The organism is Pseudomonas sp. AL03, assembly GCF_029960815.1.
GTDB lineage: Bacteria > Pseudomonadota > Gammaproteobacteria > Pseudomonadales > Pseudomonadaceae > Aquipseudomonas.
In genome coordinates this window covers 1-19,421 of sequence record NZ_JASBRE010000006.1, presented here as the reverse complement: position 1 = coordinate 19,421, position 19,421 = coordinate 1, and the positions used below count along the sequence as shown (strand labels likewise).

Sequence of the window (19,421 nt, the reverse complement as noted above, 5' to 3'; positions counted from 1 at the left end):
AGCCGAGCTCAAGTGAACCGGCCCACGCCAGTAAAAACCGATAACTTCTTTCTGCTGATCTTCCGTGCACTGCGCCACCGCCGTGTACCGATTGCATTACGCATCGCCAGCCATAACGTGATCCTGGTCGCTCTGGCCCTGGTGATCTATGCCTGTGTGATGGGTTTGCAGTTCAAGCAGGCCATGCACGAGCAGGCCGATGCCCTGGGCGAGAGCCTGACCACGCAGACCGCCACGTCCGCCACGGAGCTGTTGGTGTCCAACGACATCCTCAGCCTCAACGTGTTGCTCAACAACCTGACCAAAAACAAGCTGGTGGCCCACGCCGCCATCTACAGCGTGGATAACCGCATCCTCGCCGAAGCCGGTCAGCGCCCCAAGCACAGCCTGCTGAGCGAAGCCGAAGGCATGTACCAGAGCAAGATCACGTTCCAGGATGTCACCGCCGGGCAACTGCGCATCAGCCTGGATATGGATCAGTTCCAGCAGCCGATGACCATCAGCCTGCAAAGCATGGGCATTTTGAGCGCGATTCTGCTGGCGCTGTCCCTGGCACTGAGCCTGCGTCTGGGCCGGCACCTCTCCACACCGCTGCTGCAATTGCGGGTGTGGCTGCGCAATATCGACGAATACACCCCGGCCACCGAGCGTCAGGATGAGATCGGTGACCTGGCTCGCCAGCTGCACGCCAACTTCGCACCGGAGCCGGCCGAGCCGGAACCGGAGCCGGAACCCGAGTTCGATGACAGCGATTACGACAGCGACGAGGCCGATCCGGCCTTCGAAGTGCGTAACCTGCGCGATCCAAGCTTTGACGAAACCCGACCGGTGGCAGGCCTCAAGCCAGCCCCACGGCAAATTGTCAGTACTGTCGAAGACGATGAGGATGACGAAGATCCGTTTGCCGACCTGCGTGATGACTCGGCAAACAGCGCGCCGAAGCCGGCAGCGAAACCACAGATCTCGAACGTTCCGCAGCACAGCGCGGTACTGGCCGTGCAACTGGGTGCTCAGGATCAGCTGCGTCGCCTGCCCCGCACACGCCTGGAAGAATTGCTCAAACGCTATCGCGACTGCCTCGATCAGGCCGCCTCGCTCTACCAGAGCGAACTGCACACCCTTAACGATGGAAGCACGCTGATGCTGTTCCACACCGAAGACAGCGGCGACGACTACCTGACCAACGCCATCTGCTGCGGTGAGTTGTTGCGAGCGCTGGGCCATCAGCTGCAGATCGAAGTCGCCGACAGCGGCATCACCCTGCAATTGCAGCTGGGCCTGACCCTGGGTGACGAGCTGTTCGGCTTGAGCCAGATTGATCTGCTGCTGACCGAAACCGCTCAGGATGCGCTGGCCCTGTCGCAACACAGCCGCAACCTGCTGCTGGTGGAGCGCAAGATCGGTGACGACGCGCTGATCCGCCAGCGCGCACGGATCCGCCCGATCGCGAGCCCGGAAGGCGCTTGCTGTGTAGAGCGGCTGATGGAGCCTTATCCGTCGATGCTCGAGCGACAACTGGCGCGGATGCATGAGCGTCGGGCGTAGTCGCCTCGTTATAAAGAAGCCCGCACACGAGTGATCGTCTGCGGGCTGATCGTTCCCACGCTCTGCGTGGGAATGCCTCCAGGGACGCTCCGCGTTCCAGCCTCACCTCAACTCACCGCCTGGCACCGATGTGACGCAGAGCGTCACGGGCTGCATTCCCACGCAGAGCGTGGGAACGATCATCACCGAACGGCAGAAACAACAAAGCCCGCACATGGCGGGCTTTGCTTTGGATCAATCCAAGCATTAGAACCTGAACACTTCCATATCGGTCCGGATCGGCGAAGCCATCGGGATCTTCGGTTGTTTTCCCTGCTCCGCCGCAGGCGCGACAGGCTTGGTAGCCGGCTTTTTTGGTGCTTCGGCGATCGGTGGCTGATTGGCCAGTGGCTTGAGCGCCGTCGACAGTTGCCCGGCCAGACGCTGCAGCAATACACCCTGAGCCTGAACCTGAGCCGCCGTTCCACCGGCATGCTGTTCCTGCAGATGAATGATGCGGTTATCGCGAACCTGGCCCCGACGGTCGATCAGACGCCATTGCGCATCAAGGATCGCCGGTTGCGCCTCACCCGAGTCCAGACGAGTAATCGTCAGAAGAACCTGTACATCCGGCGTGAAGCCCACTGTCGCAGGCGCCAGCACCACGCGCTGGCTGTCCAGATGCCCCGCTACCTGACGCAGCAACAACTGATCGATATCGGACGACAGGCTACCCGCCCAGCGACCATCAGTCGAAGCTTGCAGGCTGCCATCCGGCTGTCGTTGCAACAACGTTTCGCGTTGCAGGTAATCAGCCACCGTTACCGGACCCAGCAATACAGCCATGCCCGCGCTTTGCGCAGGCTGAGCTGGGCTTCCACTGTCCAGTTGATACAGCGACACCGGTTGGTGAACGCTGCAACCCGCCAGGCCAAGAACGCCAGCGAGCATCAAAATAAAAGGAAGGCGCAGAGCAGTCATCGTCCCATCCAGGTGGTTGCCACAAGGCTAACCACAGTGAAAATACTCAATAAATATGAAGAACGCTCGGCCACGCCGGCGCTTGAAAGGCCATATCATCCGTGAATATGCGTTCCGACTCCAGCGCCAAAGTGTCGATCTACGCGTTAAATCGTAGATCGAGCGCTCTAGGACGCTTAATTGAGGTTTTCGACGAGCAGCGCATCTACCCTCTGAAAGCCACGTGGCAGTTTGTTACCACGACGCCCACGTTCACCTTTGTAGTGTTCGAGGTCGTCTGCTTTCAGTGACAAGGTACGTTTTCCGGCCTGCAGCACCAACGTGGCGCCATCCGGCAGTACCGCGATGTCCGTGACATATTCTTCGCGACTGGCGACACGCTCACCGGAGATCCCGATGATCTTGTTGCCTTTGCCCTTACCTAATTGTGGCAGATCGCTGATCTTGAAGATCAGCAGGCGACCTTCGGTGGTCACCGAGGCCAGCCAGTTTTGCTCACGATCAGCCACCGGCCGCGGCAGAATCACCTTGGCATTGTTCGGCAGGCTCAACAACGCCTTGCCCGCCTTGTTCTTGGCTTGCAGGTCTTCACCCTTGACCACGAACCCGTAACCGGCGTCAGACGCGATCACATACAGCGAATCGTCTTCCGGCATCAGCACGCATTCGAAGCTCGCCCCGGGTGGCGGCGTCAGACGACCGGTCAGCGGTTCGCCCTGGCCACGGGCCGATGGCAACGTGTGGGCGGCCACGGAATAGCTGCGACCGGTGGAGTCGATAAACACCGCAAACTGGTTGGAGCGACCGGGCGCCAAGGCCTTGAAACCATCCCCGGCCTTGTAGGAAAGCCCGGTGGCGTCGATTTCGTGCCCTTTGGCAGAACGAACCCAGCCTTTTTCCGACAGGACGACGGTCACTTTCTCGTTCGGCAGCAGATCATGCTCGGTCAGGGCCTTGGATTCGGTGCGCTCGACGATGGGTGAACGACGGTCGTCTCCGTAGGTTTCGGCGTCCTTGATCAGTTCGGTGCGTACCAGTTTTTTCAGCTTGGCTTCACTACCCAGCAGGGCTTGCAGCTTGGCCTGCTCCTTGAGCAGTTCATCCTGCTCGGCACGCAGCTTCATTTCTTCCAGTCGCGCCAACTGACGCAAACGGGTGTCAAGAATGTAATCGGCCTGGATTTCGCTCAGGGCGAAACGCGCGATCAGCGCCGCTTTCGGGTGTTCCTCGGTACGGATGATGTGAATCACTTCATCCAGGTTGAGGTACGCGATCAACAAACCGTCCAACAGGTGCAGGCGGCGCTCGACCTTGTCGAGGCGGAATTGCAGGCGGCGGCGCACGGTGTTGACGCGGAACTCCAGCCACTCCACCAGCAACGCACGCAGGTTTTTCAACTGCGGCTTGCCGTCCAGACCGATGATGTTGATGTTGACCCGATAGCTCGACTCCAGCTCGGTGCTGGCGAACAGGTGCTGCATCAGCGCATCGTGGTCAAAGTTTTTGCGTGCGCCCGGAATAATCACGATCCGGCACGGGTTTTCGTGGTCGGATTCGTCCCGCAGGTCAGCGATCTGTGGGGCCTTGGACGGCTTGGCCTGCATCATGGCCGCGATCTGCTCCAGCACCTTGGCACCGGAGACCTGATGCGGCAGCGCGGTAACGATGATGTCGCCGTCTTCAATGTGGTACACGGCGCGCATGCGCACCGAACCCTTGCCGGTTTCGTACATTTTCAGCAGATCGGCGCGGGGCGTGATGATTTCCGCTTCGGTCGGGTAATCCGGGCCCTGAATGTGTTCGCAGAGCTGTTCGACCGTGGCTTTGGGCTCATCGAGCAAACGCACGCACGCTGCCGCGACTTCGCGCAGATTGTGTGGCGGTACGTCGGTGGCCATGCCCACGGCGATGCCGGTGGTGCCGTTGAGCAGGATGTTCGGCAAACGCGCCGGCAACACCAGCGGCTCGTCGAGCGTGCCGTCGAAGTTCGGGCCCCAGTCCGCAGTGCCCTGGCCCAGCTCGCTGAGCAGCACTTCGGAATAACGCGACAACCGCGCCTCGGTGTAACGCATGGCGGCGAAGGACTTGGGATCATCCGGCGCACCCCAGTTACCCTGGCCGTCAACCAGCGTGTAGCGGTAACTGAACGGCTGGGCCATCAGGACCATGGCTTCGTAGCAGGCCGAATCGCCGTGCGGGTGGAACTTACCGAGCACGTCACCGACGGTACGCGCCGACTTCTTGTGCTTGGAATCGGCGTCCAGCCCCAACTCGCTCATCGCATAGATGATGCGTCGCTGTACCGGTTTCAGGCCATCGCCGATATGCGGCAAGGCACGGTCCATGATCACGTACATGGAGTAGTTGAGGTAGGCATTTTCGGTGAAGTCAGCCAGTGACCGGCGTTCTACACCGTCCAGGCTGAGATCAAGGGAGTCGCTCATGCGGGCCTCATTGGTTCGTTGTCTGGCGCAGCAGCATGGTGCCACCGCGCTGGGTAAATTCAAGTTTGTTCAGCGCGCTCATACCGAGCAGCACTTGTTTGCCATCCAGGCCTGGCACGACGAGGGCGCGCACATCACGCAGCACAATGTCGCCCAGTTGCAGCCGGTCAATGCGGGTTCGATAGCCCTGGGTCAGCCCATTGGCCGTGCTCAGGGTCACCCCGAAACCTTTTTCCAGTTTCAGCCGTTCGGCCATTTCCGCCGGGACTGACACGTCGGTCGCTCCGGTATCGAGCATGAAATCCACCGGCTGGCCGTTGATCTGGCCGCTGGCGACGAAGTGCCCCTGATTGTTGCTTGCCAGTTTCACTTCGATAAAATCTTCGCCCTGCTCCGAGCTGACCACGACATTAGGGTTCTGCTGATGTGCTTCCCACTGGCCGAAAAACCGTGTGGCCAGAAACAGCGCCGCGCACCAGGCCAGCACCATCAATACCCGACCGGCGCGTTTGCCCGGTGGCTGCTGACTCATGGCTTGGCACTCCAGCCACCTTCAGGCGCGGCAAAGCGCCAGACAATTGGACGTTTCTCGCCGTCGGCACGCGTGCCGTTGTTGTTGTCGATACCGATCCAGGCACCGTCGGCGTCCACGATCAACGCTTCCACCAGCCCAAAGGCTTGTCGATAACGGCGGTTTTCCTGCAACGCCTCGTCGGCAAACGACCAACAGCGCTCGACCTTGGCCGTTACCACGTCGCGGCGACATATTTCGAAGGCGTTGCGTTCAAGCGTAAACAGCTTGCCGTTGAACAATGACAGATCGGAAAAATCCCGGGAGACCGCTTTGGCGCTGGGAAACTGCGCCGGCTGCATGTCCATCCCGGCTTCGCTCAGCAACACACAGCCGCCATCGCAATCCCAGACCGTTTGCTTGCGTTTGATCAACAACAAACCGCGGCGCTCACGCTCGGCGGCCAACCATAACTGGTCACCCGCAGGATTAATTGCCAGGCCTTCGAACAGCGCATTGAAGTGCAACAGCATGCCACTGGCCCGTGCTTCGCGGATCAGCATCGGCGAGATCTTCAGCCAGGACGTCGGCCCAACGGGCGGCACTTGCAGAACCGCCGCATGGGATTCGCTGACGATGTAGCGATTACCCGCGCTGTCGCAGGCGATGCCTTCAAAATCCAGATCCCCGCCCCGGACAAACGACGCCACCCAGGTCCGAGAACGCAGCCCCCAGGGCAAATCGCTGTCAGGCACCGCAGGTACGCCGATGCCCACGGTTTCAGCCTGCCAGACGGTATCGCGGGTATCGAGGCGGTAAATCTGATCATCATCGCGATCGGACACCGTCCACATATCCTTGCCACATTGGGCCAGCCCCGACAAATTGCCGCCGCGCATACCGTCAACGGGATGCTCGGACAACAAGCGCAGTTCCGGTACCGGTTCGGCAAACGCCGTCACCGAGGTCAGCAGTAACGCACACGCCAGGGCAAAGCCAACCCGCATCAGCCAAGAACCTCGGCCAGGTTGCCTTTGGATTCCAGCCAGGATTTGCGATCACCCGCGCGTTTCTTCGCCAGCAGCATGTCCATCATTTCAGCTGTAGCGTCGTAATCTTCAAGCGTCAGCTGCACCAGACGCCGAGTGTTCGGGTCCATGGTGGTTTCGCGCAGCTGCGGCGGATTCATTTCACCCAGACCTTTGAATCGTGTGACCTGCGGCTTGCCACGTTTCTTCTCGGCCACCAGACGATCGAGGATGCCATCGCGTTCGGCTTCGTCCAGGGCGTAGTAAATCTCTTTACCCAAGTCGATGCGGTACAGCGGCGGCATGGCGACGTAAACGTGACCGGCATCCACCAACGGGCGGAAATGCTGGACGAACAACGCGCACAGCAAGGTGGCGATGTGCAGACCATCGGAGTCGGCGTCGGCAAGGATGCAGATCTTGCCGTAACGCAGCTGGGCGATGTCCGCCGAGCCTGGATCGACACCGATGGCCACGGCGATGTTGTGCACTTCCTGGCTGGCCAGCACTTCGCTGCCGTCGACTTCCCAGGTGTTCAGAATCTTGCCACGCAATGGCAGGATCGCTTGAAACTCTTTGTCCCGCGCCTGCTTGGCCGAACCGCCGGCGGAATCACCTTCGACCAGGAACAGTTCAGAGCGCATTGGGTCTTGCCCGGCGCAGTCAGCGAGTTTGCCCGGCAGCGCTGGCCCTGCGGTGATGCGCTTGCGCTCAACCTTTTTGCTGGCCTTCAAACGGCGGCCGGCATTGTTGATCGCCAGTTCCGCCAGCAGCATGCCGGTTTCAGGGTGGGCGTTGAGCCACAGGCTGAACGCGTCCTTGACTACCCCGGAAACGAACGCGGCCGCCTCACGGGACGACAGACGCTCTTTGGTCTGGCCGGAGAATTGCGGCTCTTGCATTTTCATCGACAGAACGAAAGCGATGCGCTCCCAGACGTCTTCCGGCGCCAGTTTCACGCCGCGTGGCAGCAGGCTGCGGAATTCGCAGAACTCGCGCATCGCGTCGAGCAAGCCCTGACGCAGACCGTTGACATGGGTACCGCCCTGAGCCGTCGGGATCAGGTTGACGTAGCTTTCCTGCACGCTGTCGCCACCTTCCGGCAACCACAACAGCGCCCAATCGACCGCTTCTTTATTACCGGCCAGACTGCCGCAAAACGGTTCGTCCGGCAGGCGTTCGAATTCGCTGACCGCGTCGACCAGGTAGGAACGCAGGCCGTCTTCGTAATGCCATTCGACTTTCTCGCCGGTGGCCTTGTCTTCAAAACTGACCAGCAGCCCGGGACACAGAACGGCCTTGGCCTTGAGCACGTGCTTGAGGCGGCTGATGGAGAATTTCGGCGAATCGAAGTACTTCGGGTCCGGCGCGAAGAACACGCTGGTACCGGTGTTGCGCTTGCCGACGGTGCCAATGACTTCCAGCTCGGTTTTCTTGTAACCGTTGGCGAAGGTCATCTGGTATTCGTTGCCGTCACGCTTGACGCGCACCCGGACTTCGTTCGACAAGGCGTTGACCACGGAAATACCCACCCCGTGCAGACCGCCGGAGAACTGGTAGTTCTTGTTGGAAAACTTGCCGCCCGCATGGAGCTTGGTGAGGATCAGCTCGACGCCCGAAACGCCTTCTTCGGCGTGGATATCCACCGGCATGCCGCGGCCGTCATCGCTGACTTCCAGGGAGTGATCGGCGTGCAGGATGACCTGCACCGAGGTCGCATGCCCGGCCAAGGCTTCGTCGACGCTGTTGTCGATGACTTCCTGGGCGAGGTGGTTCGGCCGACTGGTGTCGGTGTACATGCCGGGGCGTTTGCGCACCGGGTCGAGGCCCGAGAGGACTTCGATGGCGTCTGCGTTATAAGAGCTAGCGCTGGGAGTGGCCATGGGGTCTCGTCGTCCGTCTTCTATAAAAAGTGTTCTGTGAAAAAGAGGCGACGACTCACAGTGCAGTGAAATCGATCACCTGATACAAATCTGCGCCGATGCCGGCAAAACTCAGCATTGCCGGAAGTTGCGCGGCAAAACCCTGGAAACTATGGTCGCCGCCGGCCTGGATGCGCAAGGCACAGGCCCGGTAATACTGCTGGGCGAGGCGGTAGTCCAGCGTTTCGTCGCCGGTCTGCAACCACACCTGATACCGCTGCGGGTCCTGGGGCGCCGGCACTTCCAACTCGGCCAGGGCCGCCACATGGTCGTGGGTCAATTCCCAGGCCTCATCGGTATACAGGTTTTTCTGCGTCCCCAGAAACCCGTCGAACATCCGGTGCGGGCTGACGGCAGGGTTGATCAACAGGGCCTTGAGGCCATGGCGCTCGGCCAAGTGAGTCGCATAGTAGCCGCCGAGTGAGCTGCCGACCAGCAGTGGCCGCCCCAGCGCCTCAATCGCGTTGTTTAGCTGACCGATGGCCTCGCGGGGATGGTGATGCAAGGCCGGAACGCGCAACTGATCGCTCAAGCCCAGACGTTCCATCACTTCGATCAGCTGAGTCGCCTTTTTCGACGAAGGCGCGCTGTTGAAACCGTGGATATAAAGGATCGGACCGGACATTTGAGCTCCCTGTGCGTCGGGTAAAGAAGCGCAGCTTACTGTAGGAGCTGTCGAGTGCAACGAGGCTGCGATCTTTTGATCTTGCTTTTAAAACAAAGTCAAAGGATCGCAGCCTCGTTGCACTCGACAGCTCCTACAGGGCTTTGTCAGTAACCGTTGGAGCCGTAATCAACCTGAAAGTCGAACCCGATCACGCGCTCCACGCCCGTTTCAATCTGCCCATCCGGCAACAGCCGCAACCACCGATACCCCGGCGCCTGTTCACTCACCTTGAAATCATCACTGCCCGGTTCGAACTGAATGCAGGTCGAAGGCGAAGCGATCAACCGCACGCCATTGCGAACCTGGTCGATCTCTTGATGCACATGCCCCCACAAAATAGCGCGAACCTGCGGAAACCGGTCCAGCACCGCAAACAACGCCTCAGGATTTCGCAACCCGATCGGCTCCATCCACGCACACCCGATCGACACCGGATGATGATGGAAGCACACCAGATGATGCCGCTCCGGCGCCTCACTCAACGAACGGGCCAGCAACTGCAACTGCTCATCCTGCAAATACCCTGGCACCGAACCCGGCACGGCCGAATCGAGCAACGTGACGCGCCAGTTACCGACATCCACCACCGGCTCCAGCAACGCACTCTGCACAGCCGCTTCGGCCATGATCTGCGGCTCATCGTGATTGCCGGGAATCCAGCGCGCCGACGCATCGAGCTGCCGGGTCAGGTCGCGAAACAGCTGATACGACTCCAGCGTCCCGTCCTGAGACAAATCACCGCTGGCGATGATCAGATCAATCTGCGGCTGCTGAACCCGCACCAGCTCGATGACCTTTTGCAGACTATTGCGCGTATTCATGCCCAACAACGTCCCGTCCGTCTCGGCAAACAGATGACTGTCGGAGAGTTGCACCAGCAACGCCGAATCGGCGGTGGTTAATGTGGATACGCTCGGCAAGGCGTTCTCCCAGGGCTGAATCACGGGATTGGATGAGTGCCGCAATTATGCTGGGGGACGATCAAAAGGGGAAACCTGTGAACCTGACGCAGTTCACATCTACCGCTACCGCACAACCGCGTACTCGTGTCCGCAGGCCAGACAATGGCTCAGCCATTCGCCCAAGAACATATTCAGCTGGGCCTTTTCGTCCGGCTGATGCATTGAGGCATTCGGGTAAGGATAGATGCCGCGAAAGCGTCGCGCATGTTCGGCGCTGACCACTTCGGCCATGCACGCGTCGTGATAGACCTGCACTTCCAGTTGCGGCACCGGCAACCACGGCAGGCTGTGTTCCTGGCGCACTTGCAGGGTCGTGGTGTACGGACAGACCTGCAGCACTTCGAGGGCCAACACGCCGAGCATCTGGTCGCCGTGGGTCACGGCAATGCGCCGCGCCTGCGGCTCGTTGCGCATGTCCGGTAGCAGTCGCATCAGGCGCGCGTAGTTGGCCTCGCAGGAGGCTTGCAACCCCACAAGGTCGACCCGATAGCGATCGCGCAGTTTGTTTACGACCATAACCCCCTCACTTCAGCGCGGTTCAAAGCAAGCCATTGCAAAGCAATGATGCTGGCCGCGTTGGCAATTCGTCCGTCGCGTACGGCCTGCAGGGCATCTTCAAAGGCCCAGACCGTGACGCGGATATCTTCTGCCTCTTCCTCCAGCCCATGCAGGCCGCCGACCCCGGTACTGTCGCAGCGCCCCAGGTACAAATGCACGAATTCATTGCTGCCGCCCGGCGATGGAAAATACTGGGTCATCGGCCAGAGCGCCCCGAACACAAGCCCAGCTTCCTCCTGCGCTTCGCGGTGAGCAACTGCTTCCGGTTCTTCATCCTTGTCGATCAGACCAGCGACCAGTTCGATCAGCCATGGATTGTCGATTTTGCCCATGGCGCCGACGCGAAACTGCTCGATCAACACCACTTCGTCACGCTGCGGATCGTAAGGCAGTACGCACACCGCATCGTGGCGAACAAACACTTCACGATTGATCTCGCGACTCATGCCACCGGCGAACAATTCGTGGCGCAAGTGCACGCGATCGAGCTTGTAGAAGCCCTCGTAGCACTTTTCGCGCCTAACGATCTCAACGGCGGTCGGAACGGCGTTGGCAAAATCTGTCATGACAATCCTCTTTACTGCAAATCCGTTACGAGGCTCCTTTTTGTTACTTGCAACCTCGACTTCGCGCCATCCTAACGCGCCCACGGCGTTTGATGCAGCCCCTTTCCAGTCAGCGGGATAGACGGTGAGGGCGAAACCAACTCTAATTAGCTTAGTGGCGAACTGACTGCTTCGTTGAGAGTCGAAGCGGATAGCTTTTCGCCTTTCCCTGTTTTATGAAGGACGCCCATGTCGCTTTTTAAAATCGCCTCCGTGGCCGCAATCGCCCTGACTCTGGGCGCGTGCCAGAGTTTGTTCCAACCCAACTACCGGGCGCCGCTGGAAACCACCCGCGATGCATCGGAACAGTTGAAACCTGGCTGCACCACGCCTGATTGCCCGTTGGTAAACATTGATACGCTGCGCTTCCCAGACGAACCGCAGTTGGACGGCATCCTCGAAAAACGCCTGCTGCAAATGACCCGCACCTCGCCCGACGCCCCAGTGGCGCCGACGCTGGCAGCGTATCGCGAGCAATTTTTGAGCAGTGCCGGCCCGCGCTACAGCAGCTACCTGCAAGCCAAGGTACGTGAGCAGCATGACGGCTTGGTGATCGTCGAATTTTCCAGCTACCTGGACACCGGCGGCGCGCATGGCACGCCGGGCCGCAGCTTCATCAACTACTCACGCCAGCAACACAAGGTGCTGACACTGTCGGACATGTTGGTGCCTGGGCAGGAAGAGGCGTTCTGGAAAGCCGCGCAGGTGGCGCACAACAGTTGGCTGATCAGCACCAAGCTCGATCAGGAGCCGGAGTTTGTGAAGAACTGGCCCTTCGTGAAAACCCAGAACGTGGCGCTGACCTACGGCGGGGTGATCCTCAAGTACGAAACCAGCACCATCGCGCCTTACGCGCTGGGCCACATCGAACTGAAAATCCCCTACCCACGCCTGAACGGCATTCTCAAGCCCGAGCTGTTTCCTGGCCGTAACTGAAGGCTCGACCCAGCACCAGCTGCAGCAGCCCTGCCAGAATCAGTGACGGCAGGGTTGCACCGATGTCCGGATACAGATTAGCCAGCAAATGATAGGTGCTCACGCCGCCCAACCAGGCGAGCAGCGCCGGCCAGCGCAATGCGGCTGACGCCACGCGAGCACTGCGTTTACGCAGGATGAAGTGATCCACCAACACCACGCCGAACAGCGGCGCAAACACCGAGCCGATCAACAGCAGGAAGTTCTGGTACTGGACCAATGGCGCCAGACAGGCGATCAGGATGCAGATCACACCGATGGCCAGCGCCAGATGCTCGACTTTCAAGCGCAACAGAATCCCGCTGGAAACGGCCGCCGAGTGAATGTCAGCGAACGCTTTTTCGGACTCATCCAGCAGGATCAGCAGCAGCGGAATCCCCAAACCGGCACCGGCCAATGCCAACAGCAAGGCATTCACTTCACCGCTCGGCGCAAACGCCAGGGTGTAAGCCACACCGAGACTCATCAGCCAGAAGTTACCGATAAAGAAGCCCAGCGCCGTGCCGCCGAACACGTTTTTCGCACGCTTGCCGAAACGTGAGTAGTCGGCAATCAGCGGCAACCACGACAGCGGCATAGCGATGGCAATGTCGAAGCCCACGGCGAACGACATCGAATCATCACCGGCCTGCGCCCACAACGCGGCCAGATCGGCTTTGGCAAACAGGTTCCAGGTCAGCCAGATGCACGCGGCCAGCAGCAGCCAGATGCCCCACTTGCGCAGGATCTGCCGCACAAACGTCAGCGGGCCGCTGACGGCCAGCAAGGTTGCCAAACCGCCAAAGAACACGGTCCAGAGCAGCGGATTCGACAGCAGACTGCCTTCACTGAACGCCCGCGCGCCGAGCAGACTGGCGGCGTCGCGCATGACAATGATTTCGAACGAGCCCCAACCGATCAGTTGCAGCAGGTTCAGCACGGCCGGCAGGCTCGCGCCTTTTGCACCGAGGCTGAGTTTGAGCGCGGCCATCGACGACAGACCGGTGTCGCTGCCGATCACGCCAACGGCAGCCAGCAACAGAACGCCAGCCAGGGTGCCGAGGAAGATGGCCAGCAACGAGCCGGACAGACCCAGACCTGGCGCGAGCAATGCACCGGTCTGCAGGACCATCAGGCCGATGCCGAGGGAGAACCACAGGGAAAACAGATCGCGACCACCGAAGACACGTTTGTCGGTGGGCACCGCGATATCAGGGGAATACGTGCTGGGTTGAATGCTCAAGGTGTTATCTCAGAGGGACATTTGTTGTGATCGTTCCCACGCTCCGCGTGGGAATGCAGCCCGGGACGCTCCGCGTCCCAAAGCGTGACGCAGAGCGTCACAAGAGGCATTCCCACGCAGAGCGTGGGAACGATCAGTACGGGATCAAACCTTCTTGTACAGCTGGCTGCCTTCCTGCTTGAACCGCTCAGCCTGTTCCGCCAATCCCTGGGCGACTTCGGCGTCGACGGTTTCGATCCGTTGGTTGGCCGCGTATTCGCGGACTTCCTGGGTGATTTTCATCGAGCAGAATTTCGGTCCGCACATGGAGCAGAAATGCGCGACCTTGGCCGAATCCTTCGGCAAGGTCTCATCGTGATACGAACGAGCGGTGTCCGGATCAAGGCCCAGGTTGAACTGATCTTCCCAGCGGAATTCGAAACGCGCCTTGCTCAAGGCATTGTCGCGGATCTGCGCACCCGGATGCCCCTTCGCCAGATCGGCGGCGTGCGCGGCGATCTTGTAGGTGATGATCCCGGTCTTCACGTCATCTTTGTTCGGCAGGCCCAAGTGCTCCTTCGGCGTCACGTAGCACAGCATGGCGCAACCGAACCAGCCGATCATCGCCGCACCGATGCCGGAGGTGATGTGGTCGTAGCCTGGCGCGATGTCGGTGGTCAGCGGGCCGAGGGTGTAGAACGGCGCCTCGTCACAGCATTCCAGCTGCTTGTCCATGTTCTCTTTGATCAACTGCATCGGCACGTGGCCCGGGCCTTCGATCATGCACTGCACGTCGTGCTTCCAGGCGATCTTGGTCAGCTCGCCGAGGGTTTCCAGCTCACCGAATTGTGCGGCGTCGTTGGCGTCGGCAATCGAGCCCGGACGCAGGCCATCGCCCAGCGAGAAGCTGACGTCGTAGGCCTTCATGATTTCGCAGATGTCTTCGAAATGGGTGTAGAGGAAGTTTTCTTTGTGGTGCGCCAGGCACCACTTGGCCATGATCGAACCGCCACGGGAAACGATGCCGGTCACGCGTTTGGCGGTCAGCGGCACGTAGCGCAGCAACACGCCCGCGTGAATGGTGAAGTAATCGACGCCCTGCTCGGCCTGTTCGATCAGCGTGTCGCGAAACAGCTCCCAGGTCAGGTCTTCGGCAGCGCCGCCGACTTTTTCCAGGGCCTGATAGATCGGCACCGTACCGATCGGCACTGGCGAGTTGCGGATGATCCACTCGCGGGTTTCGTGAATGTGTTTACCGGTGGACAGGTCCATGACCGTGTCCGAACCCCAGCGAATGCCCCAGGTCAGTTTCGCCACTTCTTCTTCGATGGACGAACCCAAGGCACTGTTGCCGATGTTGCCGTTGATCTTCACCAGGAAGTTACGGCCGATGATCATCGGTTCCAGTTCGGTGTGGTTGATGTTGGCCGGAATGATCGCGCGACCGCGGGCGATCTCTTCACGGACGAATTCGGGGGTGATGATTTTCGGCACGCTGGCGCCGAAGCTGTGACCGGCATGTTGCTGGTCCAGCAGGCCGGCGGCGCGAGCCACTTCAAGCTTCATGTTTTCGCGGATGGCGACGTATTCCATCTCGGCGGTGATGATGCCTTTGCGGGCGTAGTGCATCTGGCTGACGTTGGCACCGGCCTTGGCCCGGCGCGGGTTGTTCACGTGAGCGAAACGCAGCTTGGTCAGCTCCGCATCGGCGAGACGTTCCTGGCCGAAGTTGGAACTCAGACCCGGCAGACGCTCGGTGTCGCCACGGGATTCGATCCAGGGCGAACGCACATCGGCCAAGCCTTTGCGCACGTCGATGATGACGTTGGGGTCGGTGTACGGGCCCGAGGTGTCGTACACAACCACCGGCGCATTGATCTCACCGCCGAAGTCGGTCGGGGTCACATCAAGGCTGATTTCGCGCATCGGCACGAGGATGTCCGGGCGAGTGCCCTGAACATAGATTTTTTGCGAGCGAGTAAAAGGCTGAACCGATTGCTGATCGACCTTGGCCGAGTCACTCAGGTTGGTTGCGATTTTTGGTTTTGTAGTCATCACGGGCTCTCCAGACACATCCAGGCAGTGGATTTTTGTCGGAGTGAACCTGTCATCGAATGGACGCACGGGCGCTGGGGAAACCAGCAGTGCTGTGCTCAGTGCTCGAGGGGTGTTCGATTGTCGAACAACATCCCGGACGAAGCACAAGAGGACTCGCCGGGTGACGAGAAATCTTGTTCCCTACGCAGGCGCTAACCTGATCAGGTTCAACGGGATCCGAAATTATTCGATCTCAGCCTCATAGCAAGGCACCCCGACAAGAACCCGGCCAGTCTAGACACAACGGACAAAGAACGCCAACACCGCGGTAAACACCATGATGAATGGCGCAATTAACGGATTGTTGCCGTTCGCGCGCACCACTACACTCGCTACGCTGTGCCGCGCCTTGACGCTGTATGGCGCTGCGCCGTACCTTTGGCGCTCAAATTATCAGCGTAATTTTTTAGGGATCGCCTCATGCTGCGCAAACTCTCACTGGCCCTTGCCGTGTCTTGTGCGTCCAACGGAATGGCCTGGGCAGCAGAAGCGCCCTTATCGACCAAAACCGATCTGGTCAGCGTCTACCAGGAAGCGGTGGACAACAACGCCGACCTGGCTGCCGCTCGCGCTCAGTACGGCGCGCAGAAAGAAGTCGTGCCCCAGGCCCGCGCCGGGCTGCTGCCGAACTTCTCCGGCGGTGCCGAAGTGGCCAACGTGCGCACCTCGATCGACCAGCCCTCGGCCGTTGCCAGTCGCAGCGCCCATTCCTATCAGGCGACGCTGGCCCAGCCATTGTTCCGGGCCGATCGCTGGTTCCAGTATCAGGCCGCCAAGGACGTCAACGAACAGGCTGCACTGCAACTCTCGGCGACCGAGCAGAACCTGATCCTGCAAACGGCCGAAAGCTACTTCAACGTGCTGCGCAGCCAGGACAATCTGGCCTCGACCAAGGCCGAAGAGGCGGCGTTCAAGCGACAGCTCGACCAGTCCAACGAGCGCTTCGACGTCGGCCTCTCGGACAAGACCGACGTGCTGCAATCCCAAGCCAGTTACGACACCGCGCGAGCCAACCGGATCGTCGCGCAGCGTCAGGTCGATGATGCGTTTGAAGCGTTGATCACCCTGACCAACCGTCAGTACAACTCGCTCCAGGGCATCGTCCACACGTTGCCGATTCTGCCGCCGGCACCGAACGACGCCAAATCCTGGGTCGACACCGCCGCCAAACAGAACCTGAATTTGTTGGCCAGCAACTACGCCGTCAGCGCCGCCGAAGAAACCCTCAAGCAGCGCAAGGCCGGTCACGCACCGACCCTGGATGCCGTGGCGAAATACGAGAAGGGCGACAACGACGCCCTGGGTTTCAGCAACCCGAACGCCTTCGGTACGCCTTACGGCGGTAACGTCGAGCAACGCACGCTGGCCCTGCAATTGAGTATCCCGATCTACAGCGGCGGCCTGACCACTTCACAGGTTCGCGAGTCTTACTCACGCCTGGATCAAACCGAACAACAGCGCGAATCCCTGCGTCGGCAAGTGGTAGAAAACACCCGCAACCTGCACCGCGCGGTGAACACCGACGTCGAACAGGTGCAAGCGCGCAAGCAGTCGATCATCTCCAACCAGAGCGCCGTGGAAGCGACCGAAATCGGTTATCAGGTAGGCACGCGAAACATTGTCGACGTGCTGGATGCACAGCGTCAGCTCTACACCTCGGTGCGCGACTACAACAACACGCGCTACGACTACATCCTCGACAACCTGCGCTTGAAGCAGGCCGCCGGTACCTTGAACCCGGGGGATTTGCAAGACCTGGCGCGTTATCTCAAGGCTGATTACAACCCGGACAAAGACTTTTTGCCACCGGATCTGGCCAAGGCAGCGGCGGATCAGCTCAAAGCGCGGCCGTAAAACTAAAAGATCGCAGCGCTGTAACAGCATCAAGAAACCCGCAGAAATGCGGGTTTTTTATGGCTGAAAATTGGCTACTGATTTTTGGGCGTTTCAAAACCGCGCTGCTCAATCACCCGAAATACATCGCTTATATCCTGGACCATAATCCGAGCGATGTTGGTGACGGTGTTAATGTCGTTCTCGGCGTAGTCCGGCAGGCTTGTGCAGGCCATCAGATGCAAGTATTTGAGGACGGCATTGAGGCGTTCGCTGACGCAGTTGTGGAGTTCGCGTAGCGGGGCGTCGCTGTCGATGAGCAGGACGGGGTAGTCGGTGGCGAATTGGGACATGGGGGTGAAGCGGCGTGGCGGGTTATTCATTGGCATAAGTAAAACTCCTCGAATCTAAAAGAAGAGCTACTTCCGTTCGCTGCGAAACGAATGGGGTGGTAGCTGTGTGCGGGTTCGCAGACCGAGGATACGAGGAACCCGGCAGACCCGAAGGTCTCCCACACACAACCACCATAAAACGGACTACGAGCGCTGATGCGACCGTCGTTGCTTTTATGATGCTCGGTTACACGTATCGTAAGGGCTGCGAAACCCTATCGCTGACTGTTGTCGGCGACGTGGCGAACTATAAGCGGCGACTTTGGCGGCTGCAACCGGGGTGTAGGACCAAGCACGTCATTGTGGCGATGGAGTGGCCGCCCCGTTCGGCGGCGCAGCCGTCGTAAGTCGGGCGGTGCGGTATGTCAGCAGGAATGCGGTGGCAGGGTTTGGGGCTGCTTCGCAGCCCAAGGAGGGCAGGTCCCCTCGCCACAATGGGAGCAGTCCTACACGTATTGCAGACATGAAAAAAATCAAAAGATCGCAGCCTTCGCGGCGCCTACTTTTGGGAAACAAACCTGCCTTTACGCGTTCCTTGCGGATAAATAGAGCGCGTTGCCTTGTCCAGGTGACCACCCTGACGCACAAAACTGACCGCTTCGTTATTACGACGACTGCGCATCCAGGTGATCCATTGCAACAGTTCAGGGTGCCCCAACGTTTCAATCAACAACAAAAACTGCTCACGCCAGCGTGTACTGCCGCCCATGCCCAGCCCTGAGCGCCGTTTAAGGTCCGGAATACTTTGGCCATCCATCACCCCTTTCACGAAATCGACCCAGAGTTCAGGTCGAATCATCCCGACCAGCGGTGTCCCGGACAGAATGGAAAAGCAGGTCACGCAGGGATCGCACTTGAACTTCGGGCGAATGCCTTTAATTCGATAGGTCCGCGTTCCCCCACACCTTGGGCACGTCGCGAGCTGTGCGTTCAGCGTCGTTTCAATCCAAGTGATGACCGCTTGCTGTTGCGCTGCAATGTGGTCGGGTGGTTGCAGGTTTTCCCGGTAATGGCGTGTCGTCCACCACTGATGCAAATCAGGACACTCCTCAGCCATCACCTCTCGAACCGCCTGCCCCCAGCTGAAGTAGACCTTGTGGTTCACCCCCAAACGAGGCGCGATCTGGACGCTGGACCACCCGGCCAGCAGGTACACGGCAAACGTTGACCACAGGTCCATCCGGCGCATGTGTGCAAAGGGCGAATCGCTCAAGCTGTTGCAACTCTTGCGACAGGAACCGCAGTAGTAACGCGGGAGCCGTTGTAGAGCCGAATGATTTTGCAGGGTCACGTTGGTGTTGCCACACCAGGGGCAGTACTTCACTCGCCGATGCGGCAATTCGTGCAGATAGCGAATCAAACGATCGGCGTCGGGACGCAGGTTCGCCGGGAGGCATACGTCGTAGTCCGGTAGTTCGCCGTGTCCGGGAGTTGGTAGTGAGGGAAGTTGAGACATTACAGTTTCTAAGACTGTTCCATAAGCAACGCTTGTTCCGCCTGTGCGGCCAGTTCAGCCTCGCGTTTGGCTATGGCTTCTTCCAGCTCTGGAGAGCGTTTGGCCCACTGCTCGGGGGGTAATGGTTTTGACCATTCGATGATGTCGGGATAGGACAGGTCTGGCGGCGGGTTCAGTTTCCACCGTTCAAGGACGTCGATCAGCAGCGTGTTGAAAATGAAGATCCCGCAGAAACCTTCCCACAAGATGGTTAAAGGCCAACCTC

The 19,421-nt window shown here is 59.7% G+C and carries 16 protein-coding genes, 1 pseudogene and 1 riboswitch; of the genes and pseudogenes, 3 read left to right on the top strand and 14 right to left on the bottom strand.

The genetic code is table 11. The features are described 5' to 3' along the window. The first annotated feature begins 12 nt into the window (after positions 1–12). Positions 13–1,545: an AhpA/YtjB family protein gene (locus tag QK293_RS08125; protein WP_282376664.1), complete on the top strand. Its 1,533-nt coding sequence runs from the start codon at positions 13–15 to the stop codon at positions 1,543–1,545. A gap of 246 nt (positions 1,546–1,791) precedes the next feature. Here the strand turns inward: QK293_RS08125 and QK293_RS08120 are convergent, their stop codons facing one another. From QK293_RS08120 to QK293_RS08080, 9 genes are all read right to left on the bottom strand, one after another. Then, a complete protein-coding gene (locus tag QK293_RS08120; RefSeq protein ID WP_282376663.1) occupies positions 1,792–2,505 on the bottom strand; it encodes an ABC-type transport auxiliary lipoprotein family protein in 714 nt (237 codons plus the stop codon). 176 nt (positions 2,506–2,681) lie between these two features. Beyond that, a complete protein-coding gene (gene parC / locus QK293_RS08115; RefSeq protein ID WP_282376662.1) occupies positions 2,682–4,949 on the bottom strand; it encodes a DNA topoisomerase IV subunit A in 2,268 nt (755 codons plus the stop codon). A gap of 7 nt (positions 4,950–4,956) precedes the next feature. Beyond that, a complete protein-coding gene (locus QK293_RS08110; RefSeq protein WP_282376661.1) occupies positions 4,957–5,481 on the bottom strand; it encodes a TIGR02281 family clan AA aspartic protease in 525 nt (174 codons plus the stop codon). Next, entirely contained in the window at positions 5,478–6,467 is a 990-nt protein-coding gene (locus QK293_RS08105; RefSeq protein WP_282376660.1) for an esterase-like activity of phytase family protein, read from the bottom strand. The genes QK293_RS08110 and QK293_RS08105 overlap by 4 nt, the downstream gene beginning before the upstream one ends. Continuing rightward, entirely contained in the window at positions 6,467–8,371 is a 1,905-nt protein-coding gene (parE, locus tag QK293_RS08100; protein ID WP_282376659.1) for a DNA topoisomerase IV subunit B, read from the bottom strand. The genes QK293_RS08105 and parE overlap by 1 nt, the downstream gene beginning before the upstream one ends. Positions 8,372–8,426: 55 nt before the next feature. Further along, positions 8,427–9,035, bottom strand: a complete 609-nt coding sequence (locus QK293_RS08095; RefSeq protein ID WP_282376658.1) for a YqiA/YcfP family alpha/beta fold hydrolase — start codon at positions 9,033–9,035, stop codon at positions 8,427–8,429. Positions 9,036–9,181: 146 nt separating this feature from the next. Beyond that, complete coding sequence (cpdA, locus tag QK293_RS08090) at positions 9,182–9,997, bottom strand: 3',5'-cyclic-AMP phosphodiesterase (RefSeq protein WP_282376657.1); 816 nt, start codon at positions 9,995–9,997, stop codon at positions 9,182–9,184. Positions 9,998–10,102: 105 nt separating this feature from the next. Then, entirely contained in the window at positions 10,103–10,555 is a 453-nt protein-coding gene (locus QK293_RS08085) for a DUF1249 domain-containing protein (protein WP_282376656.1), read from the bottom strand. Beyond that, positions 10,546–11,163, bottom strand: coding sequence for an NUDIX domain-containing protein (locus QK293_RS08080; protein WP_282376655.1), 618 nt, complete (start codon positions 11,161–11,163; stop codon positions 10,546–10,548). The genes QK293_RS08085 and QK293_RS08080 overlap by 10 nt, the downstream gene beginning before the upstream one ends. 228 nt (positions 11,164–11,391) lie before the next feature. Between QK293_RS08080 and QK293_RS08075 the strand changes: the two genes are divergently transcribed. After that, complete coding sequence (locus QK293_RS08075) at positions 11,392–12,138, top strand: RsiV family protein (RefSeq protein ID WP_282376654.1); 747 nt, start codon at positions 11,392–11,394, stop codon at positions 12,136–12,138. Here QK293_RS08075 and cytX read toward each other — a convergent pair. Together cytX and thiC are read right to left on the bottom strand one after the other, a co-directional pair. After that, on the bottom strand, positions 12,107–13,399 hold the full coding sequence (gene cytX, locus QK293_RS08070; protein WP_282376653.1) for a putative hydroxymethylpyrimidine transporter CytX: 1,293 nt from the start codon (positions 13,397–13,399) through the stop codon (positions 12,107–12,109). The genes QK293_RS08075 and cytX overlap by 32 nt on opposite strands. Positions 13,400–13,543: 144 nt before the next feature. After that, positions 13,544–15,433 carry a phosphomethylpyrimidine synthase ThiC gene (thiC, locus tag QK293_RS08065; protein ID WP_282376652.1) on the bottom strand — a complete coding sequence of 630 codons (1,890 nt, stop codon included), beginning with the start codon at positions 15,431–15,433 and terminating at the stop codon, positions 13,544–13,546. A 163-nt stretch (positions 15,434–15,596) separates the two neighbouring features. After that, positions 15,597–15,702: riboswitch (TPP riboswitch) on the bottom strand. A 193-nt stretch (positions 15,703–15,895) separates the two neighbouring features. On the opposite strand from thiC, the gene QK293_RS08060 reads away from it, so the two are divergent. After that, positions 15,896–17,329: a TolC family outer membrane protein gene (locus QK293_RS08060; protein WP_282376651.1), complete on the top strand. Its 1,434-nt coding sequence runs from the start codon at positions 15,896–15,898 to the stop codon at positions 17,327–17,329. A 74-nt stretch (positions 17,330–17,403) separates the two neighbouring features. Here QK293_RS08060 and QK293_RS08055 read toward each other — a convergent pair whose 3' ends face one another. The 3 genes and pseudogenes from QK293_RS08055 to QK293_RS08045 all read right to left on the bottom strand — a co-directional run. Continuing rightward, positions 17,404–17,697, bottom strand: coding sequence for a fructose-bisphosphate aldolase (locus tag QK293_RS08055; RefSeq protein ID WP_282376650.1), 294 nt, complete (start codon positions 17,695–17,697; stop codon positions 17,404–17,406). 502 nt (positions 17,698–18,199) lie between these two features. Further along, positions 18,200–19,156, bottom strand: coding sequence for a hypothetical protein (locus tag QK293_RS08050; protein WP_282376649.1), 957 nt, complete (start codon positions 19,154–19,156; stop codon positions 18,200–18,202). Positions 19,157–19,164: 8 nt separating this feature from the next. Further along, positions 19,165–19,421, bottom strand: a pseudogene (locus tag QK293_RS08045) (hypothetical protein); the annotation flags it as partial.